We start from the raw sequence: 18,013 nt of genomic DNA, 5'->3' as shown, positions 1-18,013 counted from the left end.
ACGATGCGCCTTGTCATGAATGCTTTGTCGAACGCTCCAAAAAGCTCTAAAACATCCTGATCCCGGAGACCCCTTTCTACATGCTGCGCACACTGACCATCCGCGACTTCGTCATCGTCGACGCCATCGAACTCGAATTCGCCCGTGGCTTCTCGGTTTTCACCGGCGAGACGGGCGCAGGCAAATCGATCCTGATCGACGCGCTGCAACTGGCCCTGGGCGGCCGCGGCGAAGCGAGCATGGTGCGCGAAGGCGCGGCCAAGGCCGACATCACCGCCGATTTCGCCCTCACCGAGGCGGCGATAATCTGGCTGGAGCAAAACGAGCTGGCCAGCGAGGAGGGCGGGGCGCTGCTGCGCCGCGTGATCGACAACGCCGGCCGCTCGAAGGCCTATATCAACGGCATCGCCGCCACCGCCGGCCAGCTGCGCGAGCTGGGCGAGCTGCTGGTCGACATCCACGGCCAGCATGCCCACCAGAGCCTGTTGAAGGCCGATGCCCAGCGCGCCCTGCTGGACAACCAGATCGCCGTGCGCGACCCGGCCGCCGCTGCCGAAGCGCAAGAGGTCGCCATCACCTTCCGCGCTTGGCGTGCGCTGTCGCGCCAGCGCGAGGAATACGAAACGAATGCCAAGAACGTGCTGATCGAGCGCGAACGGCTGGAATGGCAGGTGAGCGAACTCGACAAGCTCGCACCGAAACCGGGCGAGTGGACCGAGATCAGCAACGAGCACAGCCGCCTGTCGCATGCCGCCAGCCTGATCGAAGGCGCGCAGGAAGCGCTGGCCGCGATTTCCGAATCCGACCACCCGATCCTGTCGCAGCTGTCGTCGCTCAACACCAAGCTGGGCAAGCTGGTCGATGTCGACGCCGAACTCCAGACTGTGCTCGACTGCATGGAGCCGGCACGCATCCAGCTGCAGGAAGCGGTGTACGCGCTGAACAACTACATCGACAAGGTCGAGCTCGACCCGAGCCGCCTGCGCGAAGTCGACGCCCGCATGGACGCGCTGCACAGCGCCGCGCGCAAGTACCGCGTCACGCCCGAAGACCTGCCGGAAGAACACGCCGCGCTGGCCGAAAAACTGCGCCAGCTGGCCGACGCCACCGACATCGAAGGATTGAAACGCCAGGAAGCGAAGGCGGAAGCGGCCTACCGCAAGGTGGCCGAGCGCCTGTCCAGCCGGCGCGAGAAGGCGGCCAAAACGCTGGGCGAACAGGTCACCAGCGCCATGCAGGAACTGAGCATGAGCGGCGGCCGTTTCGCCATCGCCCTCAACCCGGCCGAGCCGAGCGCGCATGGCCTCGAGCAGGTCGAGTTCCTGGTGGCCGGCCACGCCGGCGTGGCACCACGGCCGCTGGCGAAGGTGGCTTCCGGCGGCGAACTGGCGCGTATCTCGCTGGCCATTTCCGTCATTACCTCGAACGCGACCACCACGCCGACGCTGATCTTCGACGAGGTCGACAGCGGCATCGGCGGCGGCGTCGCCGAAGTGGTTGGACGTCTCTTGAAACGCCTGGGCCAGGAACGGCAAGTGCTGTGCGTGACCCACCTGCCGCAGGTGGCCAGCCAGGCGAATCAACACTTCCAGGTGGCCAAGGGAACGACCGGCGAGGGCCGTACGGTCTCGCGCATCGATGTGCTCGACAACAAGTCGCGCGTGGAAGAAGTGGCGCGCATGCTGGGCGGGATCGAGATCACGGAAACGACGCGCAAGCACGCGCGCGAATTGCTGGCGTCCTGAGGTAGTTGGCGCTTACTGGGGCAAGGGAGAGACATGGGTTACCACCTGACGATACTGCGCTCCAGCCACGGCAAGCAACTGCCGATCTCGCTCGACGAGGCCCGTGCCGCCGCACTCGAGCTCGGCTGGGAATACACCGACACGCCGCCAACCTTCAGCCTGACTGTACCCGAGGGCACCGTGCAGCTCTGGCACGACGACCACGCGCTCTGGACGAAGAATCCGGAAGAGTGGGGGATGACACCTCTGGTCGAATTCGCCAACGCTTTGCAGGCCCGGGTGCGGGGCGAGGAATTCGAAAGCTATGGCGCCAATGGCGAAGTGTGCCAGCATCCCGACGACGTGCTGCTCAAGCAGGAAGCCGAGCAGGCATCCGGCGCGCTACTGGCGCAATCCCGGCGCGAACAGCAGCGCATCCGCAATGTGTTCGTCGGCTTCTTCATCGTGCTGGGCGTCCTTGGCTACGTCATCGGTAAATCGCTCGAAAATAGATAGCGTACACAAGTAGGGTGGGCACTCCGTGCCCACGCGGTTACGTGTGCTTCTCGTATTGTTAGCCGATACACGTCGCTTGCCAGCGGGGTAGCATCGTTAAGTTCCAGAACGAGTCCTCTGTAACGCAGGAACAAATTCGATGGTGCCGTGGCTAACCGCTGCCGCATACGGGTCTTGCGCGCAAGTGCCGATCCCATTACAGTAAGAATGCTCAGGACCAGCAACCCCTGACCGCTCTGGCGTTAGCCGAGCACCGCCGATCCGGTTACGGGCGGCGCCTGCGTGAAGCTTTAGGCTCAGCAGGGATGCACTTGCCAAAACAAGTCATCTCGATGAGATCAAAAGCATTACGCCGATTACGCACGCTGCGCCAACAGGCCTGCGAACAGCAGAACCATCTCTGCTACTACTGCCAATTTCCCATCTGGACCGCGAACCCTCAAGAGTTTTGTCGCGTCCACGAGATACCACCCCGACTCGCTCTGCAGTTGCAATGCACAGCAGAGCACCTTATTGCCCGACAGGATAACGGACGCGACACTGCCGATAACATCGTTGCCGCATGTTTATGGTGTAACCGAATGCGCCATGAAGGTCGGCAGGGCATAGCCCCTGACGCGGCAACGTACAAGCAGCAGGTTTCAACACTGGTGCAACAAGGACGTTGGCACCCCTGGCAATCTACGCAGCTGCCACCACAAGCGCCGCCCCCACCGGCTGCGCAGCGGTCGCGTCGGCCGGTGCGTCGGCCATCGCCCCATCGAACTGATACCCCTGTGCCTCATGCACCTCCCACGCCCCATCCCCCAGTAAATGCAGCACGTGAGTATGGTGGCGCAGCACCGCCGGCCGGTGCGCGATGCTGATCAGGGTCGTCCCGTTCTCGCGCAACCGTCCGTAGAGCGAGGCTTCGTTCTTGCTGTCGAGCGCACTGGTCGCTTCGTCGAGGATGACGATACCAGGCGTATGCACCAGAACGCGGCCAAAGGCCAGGCGCTGCTGCTCGCCGACCGAGAGCAGTTTTTCCCAGTCCTGCTCCGCGTCCAGTCCGCCCACCCGTTCGGCCAGCTGCGGCAGGTGCACCTGTTGCAGGATCTCCAGCAGCTCCTCGTCGCTCAGGGTCGTGCTGGCGCTCGGGTAGATCAGCTGGCTGCGCAGGGTGCCGTGCTGCAGGTAGGGTTGCTGCGGCAGGAAGAAGAATTGTTCCAGCGGCGGATGGTGGATGGTGCCGCTGCCGGTGTCCCACAGCCCCGCGATCGCGCGCAGCAGCGAGCTTTTGCCGCAGCCGCTGTCGCCGGTGATGAGCAGGGCATCTCCCGGTTTCAGCACCAGGCTCAGTCCCTTGATCAGCACCCGGGTGGACTGCGGCGGATGCAGGGTCAGCGCTTCCAGCGCCAGGTGCTCGGCCTCGCGCTTCTCGATGCGCGGCGGCGTGTCAAGCGCGGCGCTTTCGGGCGCGGTTTCCTGCAGCACCAGGCGCGACAGGGCCTGCAGGCGGTCGATACCGGCGACAAAACGGCTCAGGCTTTCGAAATTGTCGACGATCACGCCGACGGCGGTGAGCACGGCGGTGAAGGCGCCGGCCGCCTGGATCGCGCGGCCCACTTCCAGCTGGCCCGACAATACGCCGTCGGCCAGGATCACGCCCGGCAGCACCAGGGTCAATTGGCTGAAGGTACGCTGGAAAAAGTTGAGGTTGCGCTGCTTCTTGATCAGTTCGGCGAAATTCTTGAACACCTTGTCGAAGCGGCTATCGATATGGGCGCGCTCCTGCGCTTCGCCGCGGTAGAAGGCAATCGACTCGGCATTTTCACGCAGGCGCATCAGGCTGAAACGGAAATCGGCTTCGCGCCGCAGCTGCCAGAAATTCAGCCGGATCAGCGGGTTGCCGAAGACCCAGAGGGCAATCACCGTGCCGACCAGCGCATATACCGTCAGCACGCCCACCAGCAGGTGCGAGATCGACCACAGCACGGCACTGAAGGCCACCAGCTGCATGATCGACCCAAGGAAGATCAGGAGAAAATGGATCGACCTGCCAGTAAACGTATTGATGTCTTCGCTGATACGCTGGTCGGGGTTATCGAGCTCGCTGTCGGCGCCCAGCGCGTAGTATTTCCGGCCTTTCAGGTAGCCGTCGAGGAAGCGCCCCGTCAGCCAGCGCCGCCAGTGGTTGGCGAACAGGTCGCGCATGTAGTAATAGAAGGCGTAGACGGGTACGGCGAAGGCCAGCACGGCCAGGCAGGCGCGCACCGAAGTCCAGAAGCGGCCGCGCTCCTTGGCCGCCAGCGCCGAGGTCATCTCGCCGGCCTGGTCGTTGAGCATGACGGCGAGCTTGGTTTCGACCAGCATCAGCGCGATCAGGAGCATCAGCATCAGCCAGGCCCGCTTCTTTTCGTCGCCCAGCCAGTACGGTTTGGCGACATGCACGAATTGCTTCCAGGCTGCGAGGGACAAGCCGGGACGGCGCCGTTTCCTGGGCGCGGACGCCTCGTCAAACGCGGCGGGAGGGGCAGAGGCAGGCGTGGTCATGGTCGTATCGCTTCCAGGCTAGGACAAAGGGCTCGTCACACCTCCAGCATAGGACGGGGCAAAAAACCGTTCAGTGCGGAAACAGACATAACAGCCGACACCTCGCTGCACGGGGCCACTCTGGCGGGCGCTGAACAAGATACCCATCTGTCACAATTACTCTCCAACCAAAACAAAGGAGGTTCGCATGAGCATCGAAAAAGTCCTGTACCGCGCGAAAGCCACCTCGCAGGGCGGCCGTGAAGGCACGTCCCGCAGCGACAATGGCGTGCTCGACGTCAAATTGACGACGCCGAAGGAACTGGGCGGCAATGGCGCGACCGGCACCAATCCCGAGCAACTGTTCGCGGCCGGCTATTCGGCCTGCTTCCTGGGCGCGCTGAAATTCGTCGCCGGCCAGCAGAAGGTCCAGCTGCCGGAGGACCTGACCATCACCGGCGAAGTCGGCATCGGCCAGATCCCGACCGGTTTCGGCATCGAAGTCGACCTCACGGTCCACGGTCCGGGCATGGAGCAGCAGCAGCTGCAGACGCTGGTCGACAAGGCCCACATCGTCTGCCCCTACTCGAACGCAACCCGCAACAACATCGACGTGCGCCTGAAAGTCACGACCTGAGGCAGATCCGGGTGGCGGCAAGCTTGCCTGCCACCACACGCGCACGCGACTGGCCGTGGCGTGCGCGACACATCTGCGCGCGTGAACATTGCCGAACGGCCGCGCCAGCGCCTCGAAACGTCAATATTGAAGCGAAGGGGCTACGCGGCACACATATAATGGAGGCCCTCCGCCCCTATCGTTTGCCCATGCCCTTTCGCAAAGAACCACCCCATACCCACGGCAGCATTGCCGGGAGCGCCATTGTCCTCGTCAACCTCGGCACGCCGGATGCGCCCACGCGCAAGGCGGTCAAGCGCTACCTGAAGCAATTCCTCTCCGACCCGCGCGTGGTCGAGATTCCGCGCAAGGTGTGGTGGTTCATCCTGACCTTCATCATCCTGCCGTTCCGCTCGGGGGCCTCGGCCAAAAAGTACCAGACCATCTGGACGCGCGAGGGATCGCCCCTGAAGGTGCATACGCAGAAGCAGGCCAAGCTCCTCGGCGAGATGCTGGAAGAGCGCGGCCACGAGGGCGTGCAGGTGCGCATGGCGATGCGCTATGGCTCGCCTTCGCTGCCCGAAGTGCTGGATCAATTGAAGCAGGAAAATTGCGACCGTATCGCGATCCTGCCGGCGTATCCGCAGTATTCCGGTACCACGACGGCGTCGATCTGGGATGCCGTGTTTGAACACTACCGCCATGTGCGCAACGTGCCCGAACTGCGCCTGGTGAAGCACTACCACGACCACGACGGCTATATCGCCGCGCTGGCCGACAGCGTGGACAACTACTGGGAAGCCAACGGCCGTGGCCAGAAGCTGGTGATGAGTTTCCATGGCGTGCCCAAGCGCACCTTGCTGCGCGGCGACCCGTATTACTGCGAATGCCAGAAGACCGCGCGCCTGCTGGCCGAGCGCCTGCGCCTGAGTCCGGACGAGTACCTCGTCACCTTCCAGTCGCGCTTTGGCCGCGCCGAATGGCTGCAGCCCTATACCGCGCCGACCGTGCAGGCGCTGGCGCGCGAGGGCGTGGGTCGGGTCGACGTGATCTGCCCGGGCTTTACCAGCGATTGCCTGGAGACGCTGGAAGAAATCTCGATGGAAGTCAAACACGACTTCGAAGCGGCGGGCGGCAAGGAGTTTCACTACATCCCTTGCCTGAACACGTCGCCGAGCTGGATCGTCGGGATGGCCGAGATTGCCGAGGAACACCTGATCGGCTGGCCTACCATGATGAGTCCGTCGCAGCGGGAAGCGCAGCGGCGCGATGCCGAACTGGGGCGCGAGCACGCGGCGCGGCTGGGAGCCTGATGCAGACGGCCATGCTCCACGGCGAGCACATGGATCGCATTTGATCCAATACTACCTATCACCACCGGGCGGCGCAGCCGCCCGGCCTACGCCAGACGTGGCGAGCGCGTATCACCCAGCCCTAACCATCACCACCAGGCAGCGGTCGCTGCCCGGTCTGCCGGTCAGGGGTCGCGGAGCGGCACCGTGACCTGTTAAAATGCTACGTTTTCGCCGCTGTGTTCAAACACCGGCGTAGCAGATGCATGCCACTGCAAGCGCGGTGTAGACCACGACGGCGCTGCTGATCAACTGCAATTTCATGATGCTCTCCCTGGCCCTGGCTTTTCTTGTTCCGACGTCAACGTGCGTCTGGAACATATGGTAGGACTTCCGCCTCGGGAAAGAATCAGCTCATCGGTAACTGTTGTAACAAATGTTGTCAGTCTTTCTGCTAACAGATGCACAATTCCCCTTGAAAATGTAGGAGATCGCCCCATATGCGGCGCTGTACGACAAGCATCATTTGTCCAATTATTCAGCCAAGTCTTTGATTTCAGGAGTTTTTTCGATGCAAGACCAAGAAAATCCAGAGGTGATGAAGCAGCCGGAAGGCGACGCCGCACCCGCAGCCGAACAGGCCGCTCCAGCAAATGGCGAACCGAGCCTGGAAGAACAGCTGAGCGCGACCGAAGCGAAGCTGGCTGAGATGCACGACGCTTTCATGCGTGCCAAGGCCGAAGGCGAAAACATCCGCCGCCGCGCCCAGGACGACGTCAGCAAGGCCCATAAATTCGCCATCGAAAGCTTCGCCGAGGCCATGGTGCCGGTACGCGACAGCCTGGAAATGGCGCTGAAGGTCGAAGCGCCGACCGTCGAGTCGATCAAGGAAGGCGTCGAGATGACGCTCAAGCAGCTCACCACCGCGTTCGAGAAGAATCGCCTGGTCGAAGTGATGCCGCAGCCAGGCGACAAGCTCGATCCGATGAAGCACCAGGCCGTAGCGGTGGTCCCGGCCGACCAGGAAGCCAATACCGTGGTCACCGTGCTGCAGAAGGGCTACATGATCGCCGACCGCCTGCTGCGTCCGGCCATCGTGACGGCGGCACAGCCGAAATAAGAAAAATGAATGTGCTGCCCGGCAAAACTAGGATGGCCGGCCCCTTGAAAGCACGCATTTTTTCCCAATATCCGAATCATTCAAATATTTCAGTATTAAAAGGAAAATAAATCATGGGCAAAATTATCGGTATCGACCTGGGAACCACCAACTCCTGCGTCGCGATCATGGAAAACGGCCAGCCTAAGGTGATCGAGAACGCCGAAGGCGCGCGCACCACGCCGTCGATCATCGCGTACCAGGAAGATGGCGAGATCCTCGTTGGCGCGCCTGCCAAGCGCCAGGCCGTCACCAACCCGAAAAACACCCTGTTCGCCGTCAAGCGCCTGATCGGCCGCAAGTACGACGAAAAGGAAGTCCAGAAAGACATCTCCTTGATGCCGTACCAGATCGCCAAAGCCGACAACGGCGATGCGTGGGTCGGTGTGCGCGACAAGAAACTGGCTCCGCCGCAAATCTCGGCTGAAGTCCTGCGCAAGATGAAGAAGACCGCCGAAGACTACCTCGGCGAAGAAGTCACCGAAGCCGTCATCACCGTGCCGGCCTACTTCAACGACTCGCAGCGCCAGGCAACCAAGGACGCCGGCCGCATCGCGGGCCTGGACGTCAAGCGCATCATCAACGAACCGACCGCGGCCGCGCTGGCTTTCGGCCTGGACAAGACCGACAAGGGCGACCGCAAGATCGCCGTGTATGACCTCGGCGGCGGCACCTTCGACGTGTCCATCATCGAGATCGCGGATGTGGACGGCGAAAAGCAGTTCGAAGTGCTGTCGACCAACGGCGACACCTTCCTCGGCGGCGAAGACTTCGACCAGCGCATCATCGACTACATCATCGACGAGTTCCGCAAGATCAACGGCCTGGACCTGTCGAAGGACGCGATCGCCCTGCAGCGCATCAAGGCCTCGGCCGAGCGCGCGAAGATCGAACTGTCGTCGTCGCAGCAGACCGAAATCAACGAGCCGTACATCGCCATGGCGAACGGCGCGCCGGTCCACCTGAACCTCAAGATCACCCGCGCCAAGCTGGAGTCGCTGGTCGAGGAACTGATCAACAAGACGATCGAGCCATGCCGCACCGCCATCAAGGATGCCGGCGTGAAGGTCTCGGACATCGACGACATCATCCTGGTCGGCGGCATGACCCGCATGCCGAAGGTGCTGGAAAAGGTCAAGGAATTCTTCGGCAAGGAGCCACGCCGCGACGTGAACCCGGACGAAGCCGTGGCAGTGGGCGCGGCGATCCAGGGCTCGGTGCTGTCGGGCGACCGCAAGGACCTGCTGCTGCTGGACGTGACGCCGCTGTCGCTGGGTATCGAAACCCTGGGCGGCGTGATGACCAAGATGATCCACAAGAACACCACGATCCCGACCAAGTTCTCGCAGGTGTTCTCGACCGCCGACGACAACCAGCCGGCCGTCACCATCAAGGTCTACCAGGGCGAGCGTGAAATCGCGGCGGGTAACAAGGGCCTGGGCGAATTCAACCTCGAAGGCATCCCGCCGGCACCACGCGGCACCCCGCAGATCGAAGTGACCTTCGACATCGACGCCAACGGCATCCTGCACGTGGGCGCGAAAGACAAGGCCACCGGCAAGGAAAACAAGATCACCATCAAGGCCAATTCGGGTCTGACCGAAGAGGAAATCCAGAAGATGGTGAAGGACGCCGAGCTCAATGCCGAGGAAGACAAGAAGGTCAAGGAACTGGCCGAGTCGCGCAACCAGGCCGACGCGCTGGTGCACTCGACCCGCAAGTCGCTGACCGAATACGGCGACAAGCTCGACGCCGGCGAGAAGGAAAAGATCGAAGCGGCGATCACCGACCTGGAAGGCTCGATCAAGTCGGGCGACAAGGCCGACATCGACGCCAAGGTCGCGGCACTGTCGACCGCTGCGCAGAAGCTGGGCGAGAAGATGTACGCCGACATGCAGGCGCAGCAGGGGGGTGCTGATGCCGCCGCCGGCGCGGGCCAGCAGGCCGGTGGCGGCGACTCGGCGAAAGCCGACGATGTCGTCGACGCCGACTTCAAGGAAGTGAAAGACGCGAAGTAATTCGTAACGCGTAAAAATGGCCGAGCCGATGTGACCACCAGGGTTCGCGGCTCGGTTTTTTTGCTCAGACAGTACGTTCAGTAGATAACAGCAAGGTGCCAAATGGCAAAGCGTGATTTTTACGAGATCCTTGGGGTCGCAAAGGGTGCGTCGGAAGACGAGATCAAGAAGTCTTATCGCAAGCTGGCGATGAAGTACCACCCTGACCGCAACCCGGACAACAAGGAAGCGGAAGAGAAGTTCAAGGAGGTCAAGGAAGCCTACGAGATGCTGACCAATCCGGAAAAGCGCGAGGCCTATGACCGCTATGGTCACGCCGGCGTCGATCCGAACATGGGCGGCGGTGGCGGCGGTTTCGGCGCCGGTGGATTCGGCGACCTGGGCGACATCTTCGGCGACATCTTCGGCGGCGGCCGTGGCGACCGCGGCGGCGGCGGACCCCAGGTCTACCGCGGTGCCGACCTGCGCTACAACCTCGAGATCACGCTCGAACAGGCTGCCAACGGCTTCGATACCACCATCCGCGTGCCGAGCTGGGACAAGTGCGACACCTGCCACGGCAGCGGTGCCAAGCCGGGTACGCAACCCGTCACCTGCACCACCTGCCACGGTCACGGCCAGGTGCGCATGCAGCAGGGCTTCTTCAGCATCCAGCAGACCTGCCCGAAGTGCCACGGCAGCGGCAAGATGATCCCGGAACCGTGCCCATCGTGCAGCGGCGCCGGCCGCATCAAGCGCAACAAGACGCTGGAAGTGAAGATCCCGGCCGGTATCGACAACGGCATGCGCATCCGCTCGACCGGCAACGGCGAGCCGGGCACGAATGGCGGCCCGTCGGGCGACCTGTACGTGGAAATCCACATCAAGCCGCACGCCGTGTTCCAGCGCGAAGGCGACGACCTGCATTGCGAAATGCCGATCTCGTTCTCGAAGGCGGCCCTGGGTGGCGAAATCGAGGTGCCGACCCTGATCGGCAAGGTCTCGTTCACGGTGCCCGAAGGCACGCAGACCGGTAAAACCTTCCGCCTGAAGGGCAAGGGCATCAAGGGCGTGCGTTCGGGCTACTCGGGCGACCTGTTCTGCCACGTGATCGTCGAAACCCCGGTCAAGCTGACCGACAAGCAGAAAGACCTGCTGCGCGAATTCGACCGCCTGACGGTGGAAGGTGGCGCCAAGCACAGCCCGCAGAGCAAGGGCTGGATGGATAAAGTAAAAGACTTCTTCGAGTAAAGCTGACTACTCACCGCCGAGCGGCACGCGCCCTCGGCGGTTTTTTTTCGCCGTTAAATTGTTCGGTTTACAATGCCGGACACTCAAGAAAACCACGGACGATGCTGCGAGTGTCGTCCACAGCAGGGAGAACCAGATGGCAAAGACCCCGACCGGCCTGACCGCCGCCGACCTGTTCGAACGCAACCGCGCCTGGGCGGCGTCGATGGTCGAAGAGGATCCGAATTTCTTCAAAGACCTCGCTTCGCAGCAAGCCCCGGAATACCTGTGGATCGGTTGCTCGGACAGCCGCGTGCCGGCCAACGAACTGGTCGGCATGGCGCCGGGTGAGCTGTTCGTCCACCGGAATATCGCCAACGTGGTCGTGCATTCGGACCTGAACTGCCTGTCCGTGATGCAGTTCGCCGTCGACGTGCTGAAGGTCAAGCACATCATCATCTGCGGTCACTATGGCTGCGGCGGCGTGCATGCGGCGCTGACGGATACCCGCGTGGGACTGGCCGACAACTGGCTCGGTCACGTGCGCGACGTGCGCGACAAGCACGGCCGTTATCTCGGCAACGTGGCGGGCCAGGCCGCCACCAACCGCCTGGTGGAACTCAACGTAGCCGAGCAGGTCATCAATGTCGCCCACACGACCATCGTGCGCGACGCCTGGGAACGCGGCCAGCCGCTGACCATCCACAGCTGGGTCTACGGCGTGCACGACGGCCGCCTGCGCGACCTCGGCATCACGGTCAGCAGCTTCGAGGAAATCGCGCCGAAGCTCGAGGTGGTGTTGAGCGGCTACCGCGGCAACGGGGAAGCAGGGTGAACACTGACGCGGGGCAGGGCGAACTGGCCCGCCTGCGCGCGCTCGTGCGCGAGTTCGTCGACGAGCGCGACTGGGACCAGTTCCACACGCCGAAGAACCTGGCCTCGGCCCTGTCGGTGGAAGCGGCCGAGCTGCTGGAACACTTCCAGTGGCTGCAGAACGGCCGCGCCGAGGAGCTCGGTGCCAACAAATTGATCGAAGTACGGCACGAGATGGCCGACGTGCTGGTCTACCTGGTTCGCCTGGCCGATAAACTCGATGTCGACCTGATGGCGGCGGTCGAAGAGAAAATGGTCTTGAATCGCGCCAAATACCCGGCCGACAAGGTGCGCGGCGACGCGCGCAAGTACCACGAGTACAAGGACGCCTGAAGCGCGTCCTTGCGCAGCCACACCTTCCAGTCCCAGCCCCGCGGGGCGATCGAGGCTTCCGGCCTCGATCACCCGCGTGCTCCTGCCGTTAAAAAGCGACGATGCTGCCCCACGCCGCCGAACACTGGTGGGCCGCGTCGAAGTTGCTCACCTGCGCGATTCCCCCGCCTGAAGCCACGTCCAGCCCCAATACCTTGTCCGGTCCCGTAAATGCCGGCCAGGCCGCCGGTGCCTCGCCGCCGCTGTTCGGGTTGCCGGTCCTGGCGAAGTTGGTCCAGTAGCGCGTCATCGCTGTTTGCAGCTGGCGCCGTTCCTCGTTGCCCAGGTCGCCCATGTTGTACAGGTATTGCAGGTCGTAGGAGTGGGCGGCGCCCTGCGGGAAGCTGAGGTAATAGCTGCCGTTGGCCATGCCGACCGTGGGTAGCGCCGTCTGGTCGCGGAATTCGTACATCCAGACCGGACTCCCCTGGGCGGCGGCGCGCTGAGAGGTACGCAGGGCCGGGCAGGAGAAGCCCAGGTCCGTTGCCATGCTGGACGCCGCCAGGCTCGGCTGGATGGCCGGATTCGTGCCGAAGTTGGCCAACGGATAGAACTTCGTGACGATGTCGTTGACGTTGGCGCCGCTGCCCGCCGTCAGGGCCGCCACGGTCGGCGCATAGCCGGCGGCCGGGAGGGCGAAGCTGGTGTTGGCTGGATCGAAGTTGGGCGGCGTGGCGGCTGCCCGGCGGCCGGCCTCGTTGATGGCGATGTAGAGCGCGTATTCGTCCTGGTTGGTGCCGTTCACCAGCGGTACCTTGGTGTTTTCGCCGGCGAGGAAGGTCGCCTTGACCGATTTCGGCAAGACCTTGCCGTCCACCGAGGGCACCATGATCGGCAGGGCAGTGCTGATGGCATTGGCCAGGTAGATGCGGATGACCGGATCGGGCAGGCTGCGCAGGCAGGCCGCACTCACCGCGCCGGGATCGCAGCCGATGCCGGTGATGCCGGCCGTCCTTGCTGCATTGATCGCGCTGTCGACGATGGTGCTGCTGGTAGCGCCCATCTGCGCGGCGCTCAGCTGGCGGTCGTTGCCGTAGTTCCCGCTCTGCACCATCGCCTTGCTGAACAGGCCGCGCGAACCGGGCGAAGCGAGATGGGTCATCACGCTGAAACCGCCGGCCGACTCGCCGAAGATCGTCACGTTGTTCTTGTCGCCGGCAAAAGCCGTGATGTTCTCCTGCACCCACTTCAATGCCGCCTGCTGGTCCATGATGCCGTAATTGCCCGCGGCGCCCTCACTGGCCAGCGCCGGGTGCGCGAGAAAGCCCATCGCGCCGAGCCGGTAGGCCACATTGACCACGATCACGCCCTTGCTGACGAGCGGCGACGGGTCGGCATACACCATCGTGCCGCCCGTATTGAAGGCGCCGCCATGCAGGTTGACCATGACCGGGAAGGGGCCCGCTCCGGTCGGCGCGTGCACGTCGAGATACAGGCAATCCTCGCTGTCGCCGCCCAGGCGGAACGGGCTGGCACTGGTCTGCAGGCAGGGTGCCGCCGACCTGGTGTTCGCCAGCGCCGTGGTCCATTTCTGCGCCGGCGCCGGCGCTTTCCAGCGCAATTCGCCCACCGGTGGCGCGGCGAAGGGAATGGCAAAGTAGCTGCGCATGCCGAGGCGGTCGACGGCCTTGACCTCGCCGCCGGCAGTCTGGACGACGTCCAGGGCGCGCTGCGGCCCCGAGTCCGAACCGCCGCAACCGGCGAGCAGCAGCATGATGCCCGATGCCAGCGATAGCCTGATCCGCTGCGCGTGTGTTGACGCTTCCATTTTCACTGCGTGTCTCCTGGATTGTTCATGTGATGGTCGAGAACGGCGGCCGGGCCGTGCGTGCATGTGCGCCGGCTGCCGGAGGGAATTCCGGTCAGCGTGGTGCTGTCGCGGGCGAACGGCAGGCCGATCGATCTTGCCGGATCGATCATAGCGGGTAATTGAACGGCGAGGAACAGACACAAGTGCCAGGTCGGACTGGGTACTGCGCTGGCGTCGAGGCAGGAGATGGTTGGCGTACGGGCGGTCTTGACAACCCGGGCAATCCGCGCATGTTGGCGGGAGCGGGCATGGCGGCGCGTAGCGGCCGCCCGTGCGCAGGCCGAAAGGAAGCGTAGCGCGAGGGTGGGGAAGGGCGAAAGAGACTGTGCCGGGCGCACGAGGCGCCCGGTATGGCGACTGGAGTACCGAATCAGGTGCGACGGCGCACGGCGGCCAGGCCCAGCAGGCCGAGGCCCAGGCTCAGCAGGGTGCCTGGCTCCGGCACGTCGACCGGTGCGGCCGGGTTGCCGGCGTGCTCGGTCGGCAGGTCGGCCGGAATGCCTGGCTGGCTTGGCACGGCCGGCTGGTCAGGCATGGTCGGCACGTTCGGCAGGGACGGCTCGAACGGCGTGACCGGCAGCGGCAGGGTGACGAGCGGCGGGGTGGTGTCGGCAGGCGCCGGCTCGGTTGGCACCTTCGGTACGGCTGGATCGATCGCCGTCGGCGGCAGCGGCAGCGTCACGATCGGTGGCGTGGTCGGTGCAGGCGGCGTGACCGGCGTCGTGCTGCCAGGGTTTGCCGGGGTCGCCGGGGTCGCCGGAGTGACCGGCTTGACAGGCACGGTCGGTACCGTCGAGACCCGGCTGATTGCCAGCAGCACGTCGTTCAGCCAGACATCCTGGCCGATGCAGACGCAGGCGTAGTCGGTCGTGCAGCCCAGGCTCAGGGACACCTTCAGCTTGCCGTCGCTCAGCAGCGAAGGCAGGACGTTGAACACGTATTTGTCGCCGTCGGCGTCGACGTTGCGGATGATGCCGGCCACCGTGTTGTCGAGCTTGACCGTCAGCGTTTCGCTCGTCTTGAACCAGTAATCGATCGGATCGGAAAAATACAGGGACAGTTTGGCCGACTCGATCCGGGTATTGGCCTGTTGCGCAAATTGCAGCGTGAAGTTGTAGGGATCGCCGGTCGTGATGTAGGCGCCCGACAGGAAGGTTGCGTGGGCGGCGCCCGTGATGCCAAGGGTGAGGACTGCGGAAGTGATGATTTTTTTCAGGACGTTCATGGGCTTACATTGATTATTGTCGCGGACATACGCTCTGATTTAGTATAAGCAATTATCATGCCATAAAAGAAATAGTCATTTCCTTCAAGTACTTATAGTTTGTGCCGGATCAACAGCTACTGCACATGTAAAATTTTTCGACAGGAAGCCTCCAGCTTCAGCGGCAGGCGGCCACCCGCTGCGGCGATGCGCGGCAGCCGTATTGCCCAGCCTATTCGTGTTGGCATGGTCGGCGCGTTACCGATAAGCTTTTGCCATGAAACCGCGGATTGAGTAGCAGATCGGCGCCATGCGTGTGACATAAACGCTGAGTGTTTGATCTGGATTAATGGCCACTCGCGCTCGGACCAGATAGCTCGTATGATGGTCTCAGTGCGCCCACGACAAGGTAGAGTTTCCATGCGCCCCATCGTCATCGTTCCAGCCTGCACGCGTGATTTCGGCGAACATCCGTATCACGCTGCCCAGCACAAATATGTCGACGCCGTTGTCCTCGGCGCCGACTGCGCTCCCATGATCCTGCCCTCGCTCGGGCCGGCGCTCGACCTGGAGACGATGCTGCAGCTGTGCCATGGGATCATGCTGACCGGTTCGGCGTCGAATGTTCACCCCAGCTATTACTCCGAAGAAGTGCTCGACCCCTCGCTGCCCCAGGACCGGGCGCGCGACGAAACGACCCTGCCACTGATCCGGGCGGCGGTCGGGCGCGGCATTCCGATCATTGCGATCTGCCGCGGTTTCCAGGAGATGAACGTGGCCCTCGGTGGCACCCTGCACCAGGCGGTGCAACTGGTCGAAGGCAAGTTCGACCACCGCGAAAAACCCGAGCTTGGCATGGACGAGCAATACGGCGACGCCCACAAGGTGATGCTGACCCCGGGCGGCAAGCTGCGCGAGATCGTCGGCGCCGACGAAATTCCCGTCAATTCGCTGCACGGGCAGGGGGTTGCCGAACTGGCGCCCGGCCTGGTGGTCGAAGCCACCGCCGAGGATGGCCTGGTGGAAGCCTTTTCGGTCGCCGCCGCACCCGGCTTCACGCTGGCAGTGCAATGGCATCCCGAATGGCGCATCACGCACAATCCGTATTCCATGAAGATGTTCGGTGCCTTCGGCCAGGCTTGCCGCGATTACCGAGCCAAGAAATCGGGAAACACATGACTGCCCGGGACACATCCCGCATGTGGGCGGTTGGCGCCGTCCCCTAGCTGCCTCGTTCTCTCCGCACCCGTGCAGGGCGCATCAATGCGCGCCTGCGAAGACTGAACAGAACGAGAGGCAAACATGGCAATCCGCGAGAATTTTTCTTACAACGACATGGACGACTGGCTCAATGCCAAGCGCGTCACTGAAATCGAATGCCTGGTCCCCGACCTGACCGGCGTTGCCAGAGGCAAGATCCTGCCGCGCGTGAAATTCACCGAAGAGCGCGGCATGCGCCTGCCGGAAGCCGTGCTCGGCATGACCGTCACCGGCAACTCGCCCACCCGCGACGATGCCTACGACCGCGCCATTTCCAGCACCGACCGCGACATGATCCTGAAGGCCGACCCCACCACCATCACGATGGTGCCGTGGGCGGTCGATCCTACCGCGCAGGTGATTCACGACTGCTATTTCGCCAATGGCGAGCTGGTCGATTTCGCCCCGCGCACGGTGCTGCGCCGTGTGCTCAAGCTCTACCAGCAAAAGGGCTGGAAGCCGCTGGTGGCGCCGGAACTGGAGTTCTACCTGACGGCCAAGAACATCGACCCCGACTTGCCGCTGGCCTCGCCGATCGGCCGCAGCGGCCGCGCCGAAACCAGCCGCCAGGTCTACAGCATCGACGCGGTTAACGAGTTCGACCCGCTGTTCGAGGACATCTACGATTATTGCGACCTGATGAACCTCGACGTCGACACCCTGATCCACGAGATCGGCGCCGGCCAGATGGAAATCAATTTCCAGCACGGCGACCCGCTGGGCCTGGCCGATAAAGTCTTCTATTTCAAGCGCACGCTGCGCGAAGCGGCCCTGAAGCACGACATGTACGCCACCTTCATGGCCAAGCCGATGGCGGGCGAACCGGGCTCGGCCATGCACGTGCACCAGAGCGTGGTCGATGCCGAAACCGGCCAGAACATCTTCAGTAACGCCGACGGGACCGCGTCGGCGCTGTTCCACCATTACGTCGGCGGCCTGCAGCGCTACATGCCGTCGGCGATGGCGATCGTCGCCCCCTATGTGAATTCCTACCGCCGCATCGTGCGCCACACGGCCGCCCCGATCAACCTGCAGTGGGGAATCGACAACCGCACCGTGGGCTTCCGCGTCCCCGTCTCCGGCGCGCAAGACCGCCGCGTCGAGAACCGCATCATCGGCGCCGACGCCAATCCGTATCTGGCGCTGGCCGTCACGCTGGCCTGCGGCTACCTCGGCATGGTGCATGCGATCGAACCGTCGCCCATTGTCGAAGGCAGCGCCTACAACATGCCGGTCGAACTGCCCCAGGGCCTGCCCGAGGCATTGACCCTGCTGCGCGCCGAGGAACGCGTGCGCGAGGTGCTGGGCCAGCGCTTCATCGACGTGTATTCCGCGATCAAGGAGCTCGAACACCAGGAATTCATGACCGTCATCAGCCCGTGGGAACGCGAACACCTGCTGCTGCACGTCTGAACAGGTTTTTTACCGAAGCACGGAAGCACCGCAGCA

At 63.4% G+C, this 18,013-nt stretch carries 15 protein-coding genes and 1 pseudogene; 12 read left to right on the top strand and 4 right to left on the bottom strand.

Annotated features, from left to right (window positions below):
* Positions 1-80: 80 nt before the first annotated feature.
* The 3 genes and pseudogenes from recN to G4G28_RS29515 all read left to right on the top strand — a co-directional run.
* Complete coding sequence (gene recN / locus G4G28_RS22725) at positions 81-1,745, top strand: DNA repair protein RecN (protein WP_183107851.1); 1,665 nt, start codon at positions 81-83, stop codon at positions 1,743-1,745.
* 33 nt (positions 1,746-1,778) lie between these two features.
* The gene (locus G4G28_RS22720; RefSeq protein ID WP_182990049.1) at positions 1,779-2,240 is read left to right on the top strand and encodes a PASTA domain-containing protein; all 462 of its coding nucleotides are present in this window, start codon (positions 1,779-1,781) and stop codon (positions 2,238-2,240) included.
* Between the two features lie 305 nt (positions 2,241-2,545).
* Positions 2,546-2,785: pseudogene (locus G4G28_RS29515) on the top strand (hypothetical protein); the annotation flags it as partial.
* A 136-nt stretch (positions 2,786-2,921) separates the two neighbouring features.
* Here the strand turns inward: G4G28_RS29515 and G4G28_RS22715 are convergent.
* Entirely contained in the window at positions 2,922-4,616 is a 1,695-nt protein-coding gene (locus G4G28_RS22715; protein ID WP_374011337.1) for an ABC transporter ATP-binding protein/permease, read from the bottom strand.
* Positions 4,617-4,959: 343 nt separating this feature from the next.
* On the opposite strand from G4G28_RS22715, the gene G4G28_RS22710 reads away from it, so the two are divergent.
* From G4G28_RS22710 to G4G28_RS22680, 7 genes are all read left to right on the top strand, one after another.
* Positions 4,960-5,388 carry an organic hydroperoxide resistance protein gene (locus tag G4G28_RS22710; protein ID WP_182990047.1) on the top strand — a complete coding sequence of 143 codons (429 nt, stop codon included), beginning with the start codon at positions 4,960-4,962 and terminating at the stop codon, positions 5,386-5,388.
* Between the two features lie 188 nt (positions 5,389-5,576).
* Positions 5,577-6,680, top strand: coding sequence for a ferrochelatase (gene hemH / locus G4G28_RS22705; protein WP_182990046.1), 1,104 nt, complete (start codon positions 5,577-5,579; stop codon positions 6,678-6,680).
* A gap of 550 nt (positions 6,681-7,230) precedes the next feature.
* Positions 7,231-7,779 (top strand): nucleotide exchange factor GrpE, encoded by a 549-nt coding sequence (gene grpE / locus G4G28_RS22700; RefSeq protein ID WP_182990045.1) that lies wholly within the window; start codon positions 7,231-7,233, stop codon positions 7,777-7,779.
* A 113-nt stretch (positions 7,780-7,892) separates the two neighbouring features.
* A complete protein-coding gene (gene dnaK / locus G4G28_RS22695; protein WP_182990044.1) occupies positions 7,893-9,836 on the top strand; it encodes a molecular chaperone DnaK in 1,944 nt (647 codons plus the stop codon).
* Between the two features lie 102 nt (positions 9,837-9,938).
* On the top strand, positions 9,939-11,066 hold the full coding sequence (gene dnaJ, locus G4G28_RS22690; protein ID WP_183107850.1) for a molecular chaperone DnaJ: 1,128 nt from the start codon (positions 9,939-9,941) through the stop codon (positions 11,064-11,066).
* A 136-nt stretch (positions 11,067-11,202) separates the two neighbouring features.
* Positions 11,203-11,880 (top strand): carbonate dehydratase, encoded by a 678-nt coding sequence (gene can, locus G4G28_RS22685; RefSeq protein ID WP_182990043.1) that lies wholly within the window; start codon positions 11,203-11,205, stop codon positions 11,878-11,880.
* Positions 11,877-12,251 (top strand): nucleotide pyrophosphohydrolase, encoded by a 375-nt coding sequence (locus G4G28_RS22680; RefSeq protein WP_182990042.1) that lies wholly within the window; start codon positions 11,877-11,879, stop codon positions 12,249-12,251. The genes can and G4G28_RS22680 overlap by 4 nt, the downstream gene beginning before the upstream one ends.
* Before the next feature lie 88 nt (positions 12,252-12,339).
* Here the strand turns inward: G4G28_RS22680 and G4G28_RS22675 are convergent, their stop codons facing one another.
* From G4G28_RS22675 to G4G28_RS22665, 3 genes are all read right to left on the bottom strand, one after another.
* Entirely contained in the window at positions 12,340-14,004 is a 1,665-nt protein-coding gene (locus G4G28_RS22675) for a carboxylesterase/lipase family protein (protein WP_183107849.1), read from the bottom strand.
* A gap of 56 nt (positions 14,005-14,060) precedes the next feature.
* Positions 14,061-14,210: a hypothetical protein gene (locus G4G28_RS22670; RefSeq protein ID WP_182990040.1), complete on the bottom strand. Its 150-nt coding sequence runs from the start codon at positions 14,208-14,210 to the stop codon at positions 14,061-14,063.
* Positions 14,211-14,470: 260 nt separating this feature from the next.
* Complete coding sequence (locus tag G4G28_RS22665; RefSeq protein WP_182990039.1) at positions 14,471-15,325, bottom strand: PEP-CTERM sorting domain-containing protein; 855 nt, start codon at positions 15,323-15,325, stop codon at positions 14,471-14,473.
* A gap of 399 nt (positions 15,326-15,724) precedes the next feature.
* Between G4G28_RS22665 and G4G28_RS22660 the strand changes: the two genes are divergently transcribed.
* Positions 15,725-16,483, top strand: a complete 759-nt coding sequence (locus G4G28_RS22660) for a gamma-glutamyl-gamma-aminobutyrate hydrolase family protein (RefSeq protein ID WP_182990038.1) — start codon at positions 15,725-15,727, stop codon at positions 16,481-16,483.
* Between the two features lie 123 nt (positions 16,484-16,606).
* Positions 16,607-17,977: a glutamine synthetase family protein gene (locus tag G4G28_RS22655; protein WP_182990037.1), complete on the top strand. Its 1,371-nt coding sequence runs from the start codon at positions 16,607-16,609 to the stop codon at positions 17,975-17,977.
* The last annotated feature ends 36 nt before the right edge of the window (positions 17,978-18,013 follow it).

Source organism: Massilia sp. Dwa41.01b (assembly GCF_014171775.1).
Taxonomy (GTDB): Bacteria; Pseudomonadota; Gammaproteobacteria; order Burkholderiales; family Burkholderiaceae_D; genus Telluria.
This window is presented reverse-complemented; position numbering and strand designations above follow the sequence as displayed.

Coding starts and splice junctions, on each gene's coding strand:
- recN (WP_183107851.1), top strand. CDS start 81: ATGCTGCGCACACTGACCATCCGCGACTTCGTCATCGTCGACGCCATC.
- G4G28_RS22710 (WP_182990047.1), top strand. CDS start 4,960: ATGAGCATCGAAAAAGTCCTGTACCGCGCGAAAGCCACCTCGCAGGGC.
- hemH (WP_182990046.1), top strand. CDS start 5,577: ATGCCCTTTCGCAAAGAACCACCCCATACCCACGGCAGCATTGCCGGG.
- dnaJ (WP_183107850.1), top strand. CDS start 9,939: ATGGCAAAGCGTGATTTTTACGAGATCCTTGGGGTCGCAAAGGGTGCG.
- G4G28_RS22715 (WP_374011337.1), bottom strand. CDS start 4,616: ATGCTGATGCTCCTGATCGCGCTGATGCTGGTCGAAACCAAGCTCGCC.
- dnaK (WP_182990044.1), top strand. CDS start 7,893: ATGGGCAAAATTATCGGTATCGACCTGGGAACCACCAACTCCTGCGTC.
- G4G28_RS22660 (WP_182990038.1), top strand. CDS start 15,725: ATGCGCCCCATCGTCATCGTTCCAGCCTGCACGCGTGATTTCGGCGAA.
- G4G28_RS22720 (WP_182990049.1), top strand. CDS start 1,779: ATGGGTTACCACCTGACGATACTGCGCTCCAGCCACGGCAAGCAACTG.
- G4G28_RS22665 (WP_182990039.1), bottom strand. CDS start 15,325: ATGAACGTCCTGAAAAAAATCATCACTTCCGCAGTCCTCACCCTTGGC.
- G4G28_RS22670 (WP_182990040.1), bottom strand. CDS start 14,210: ATGATCGATCCGGCAAGATCGATCGGCCTGCCGTTCGCCCGCGACAGC.
- grpE (WP_182990045.1), top strand. CDS start 7,231: ATGCAAGACCAAGAAAATCCAGAGGTGATGAAGCAGCCGGAAGGCGAC.
- G4G28_RS22655 (WP_182990037.1), top strand. CDS start 16,607: ATGGCAATCCGCGAGAATTTTTCTTACAACGACATGGACGACTGGCTC.
- can (WP_182990043.1), top strand. CDS start 11,203: ATGGCAAAGACCCCGACCGGCCTGACCGCCGCCGACCTGTTCGAACGC.
- G4G28_RS22675 (WP_183107849.1), bottom strand. CDS start 14,004: ATGCTGCTGCTCGCCGGTTGCGGCGGTTCGGACTCGGGGCCGCAGCGC.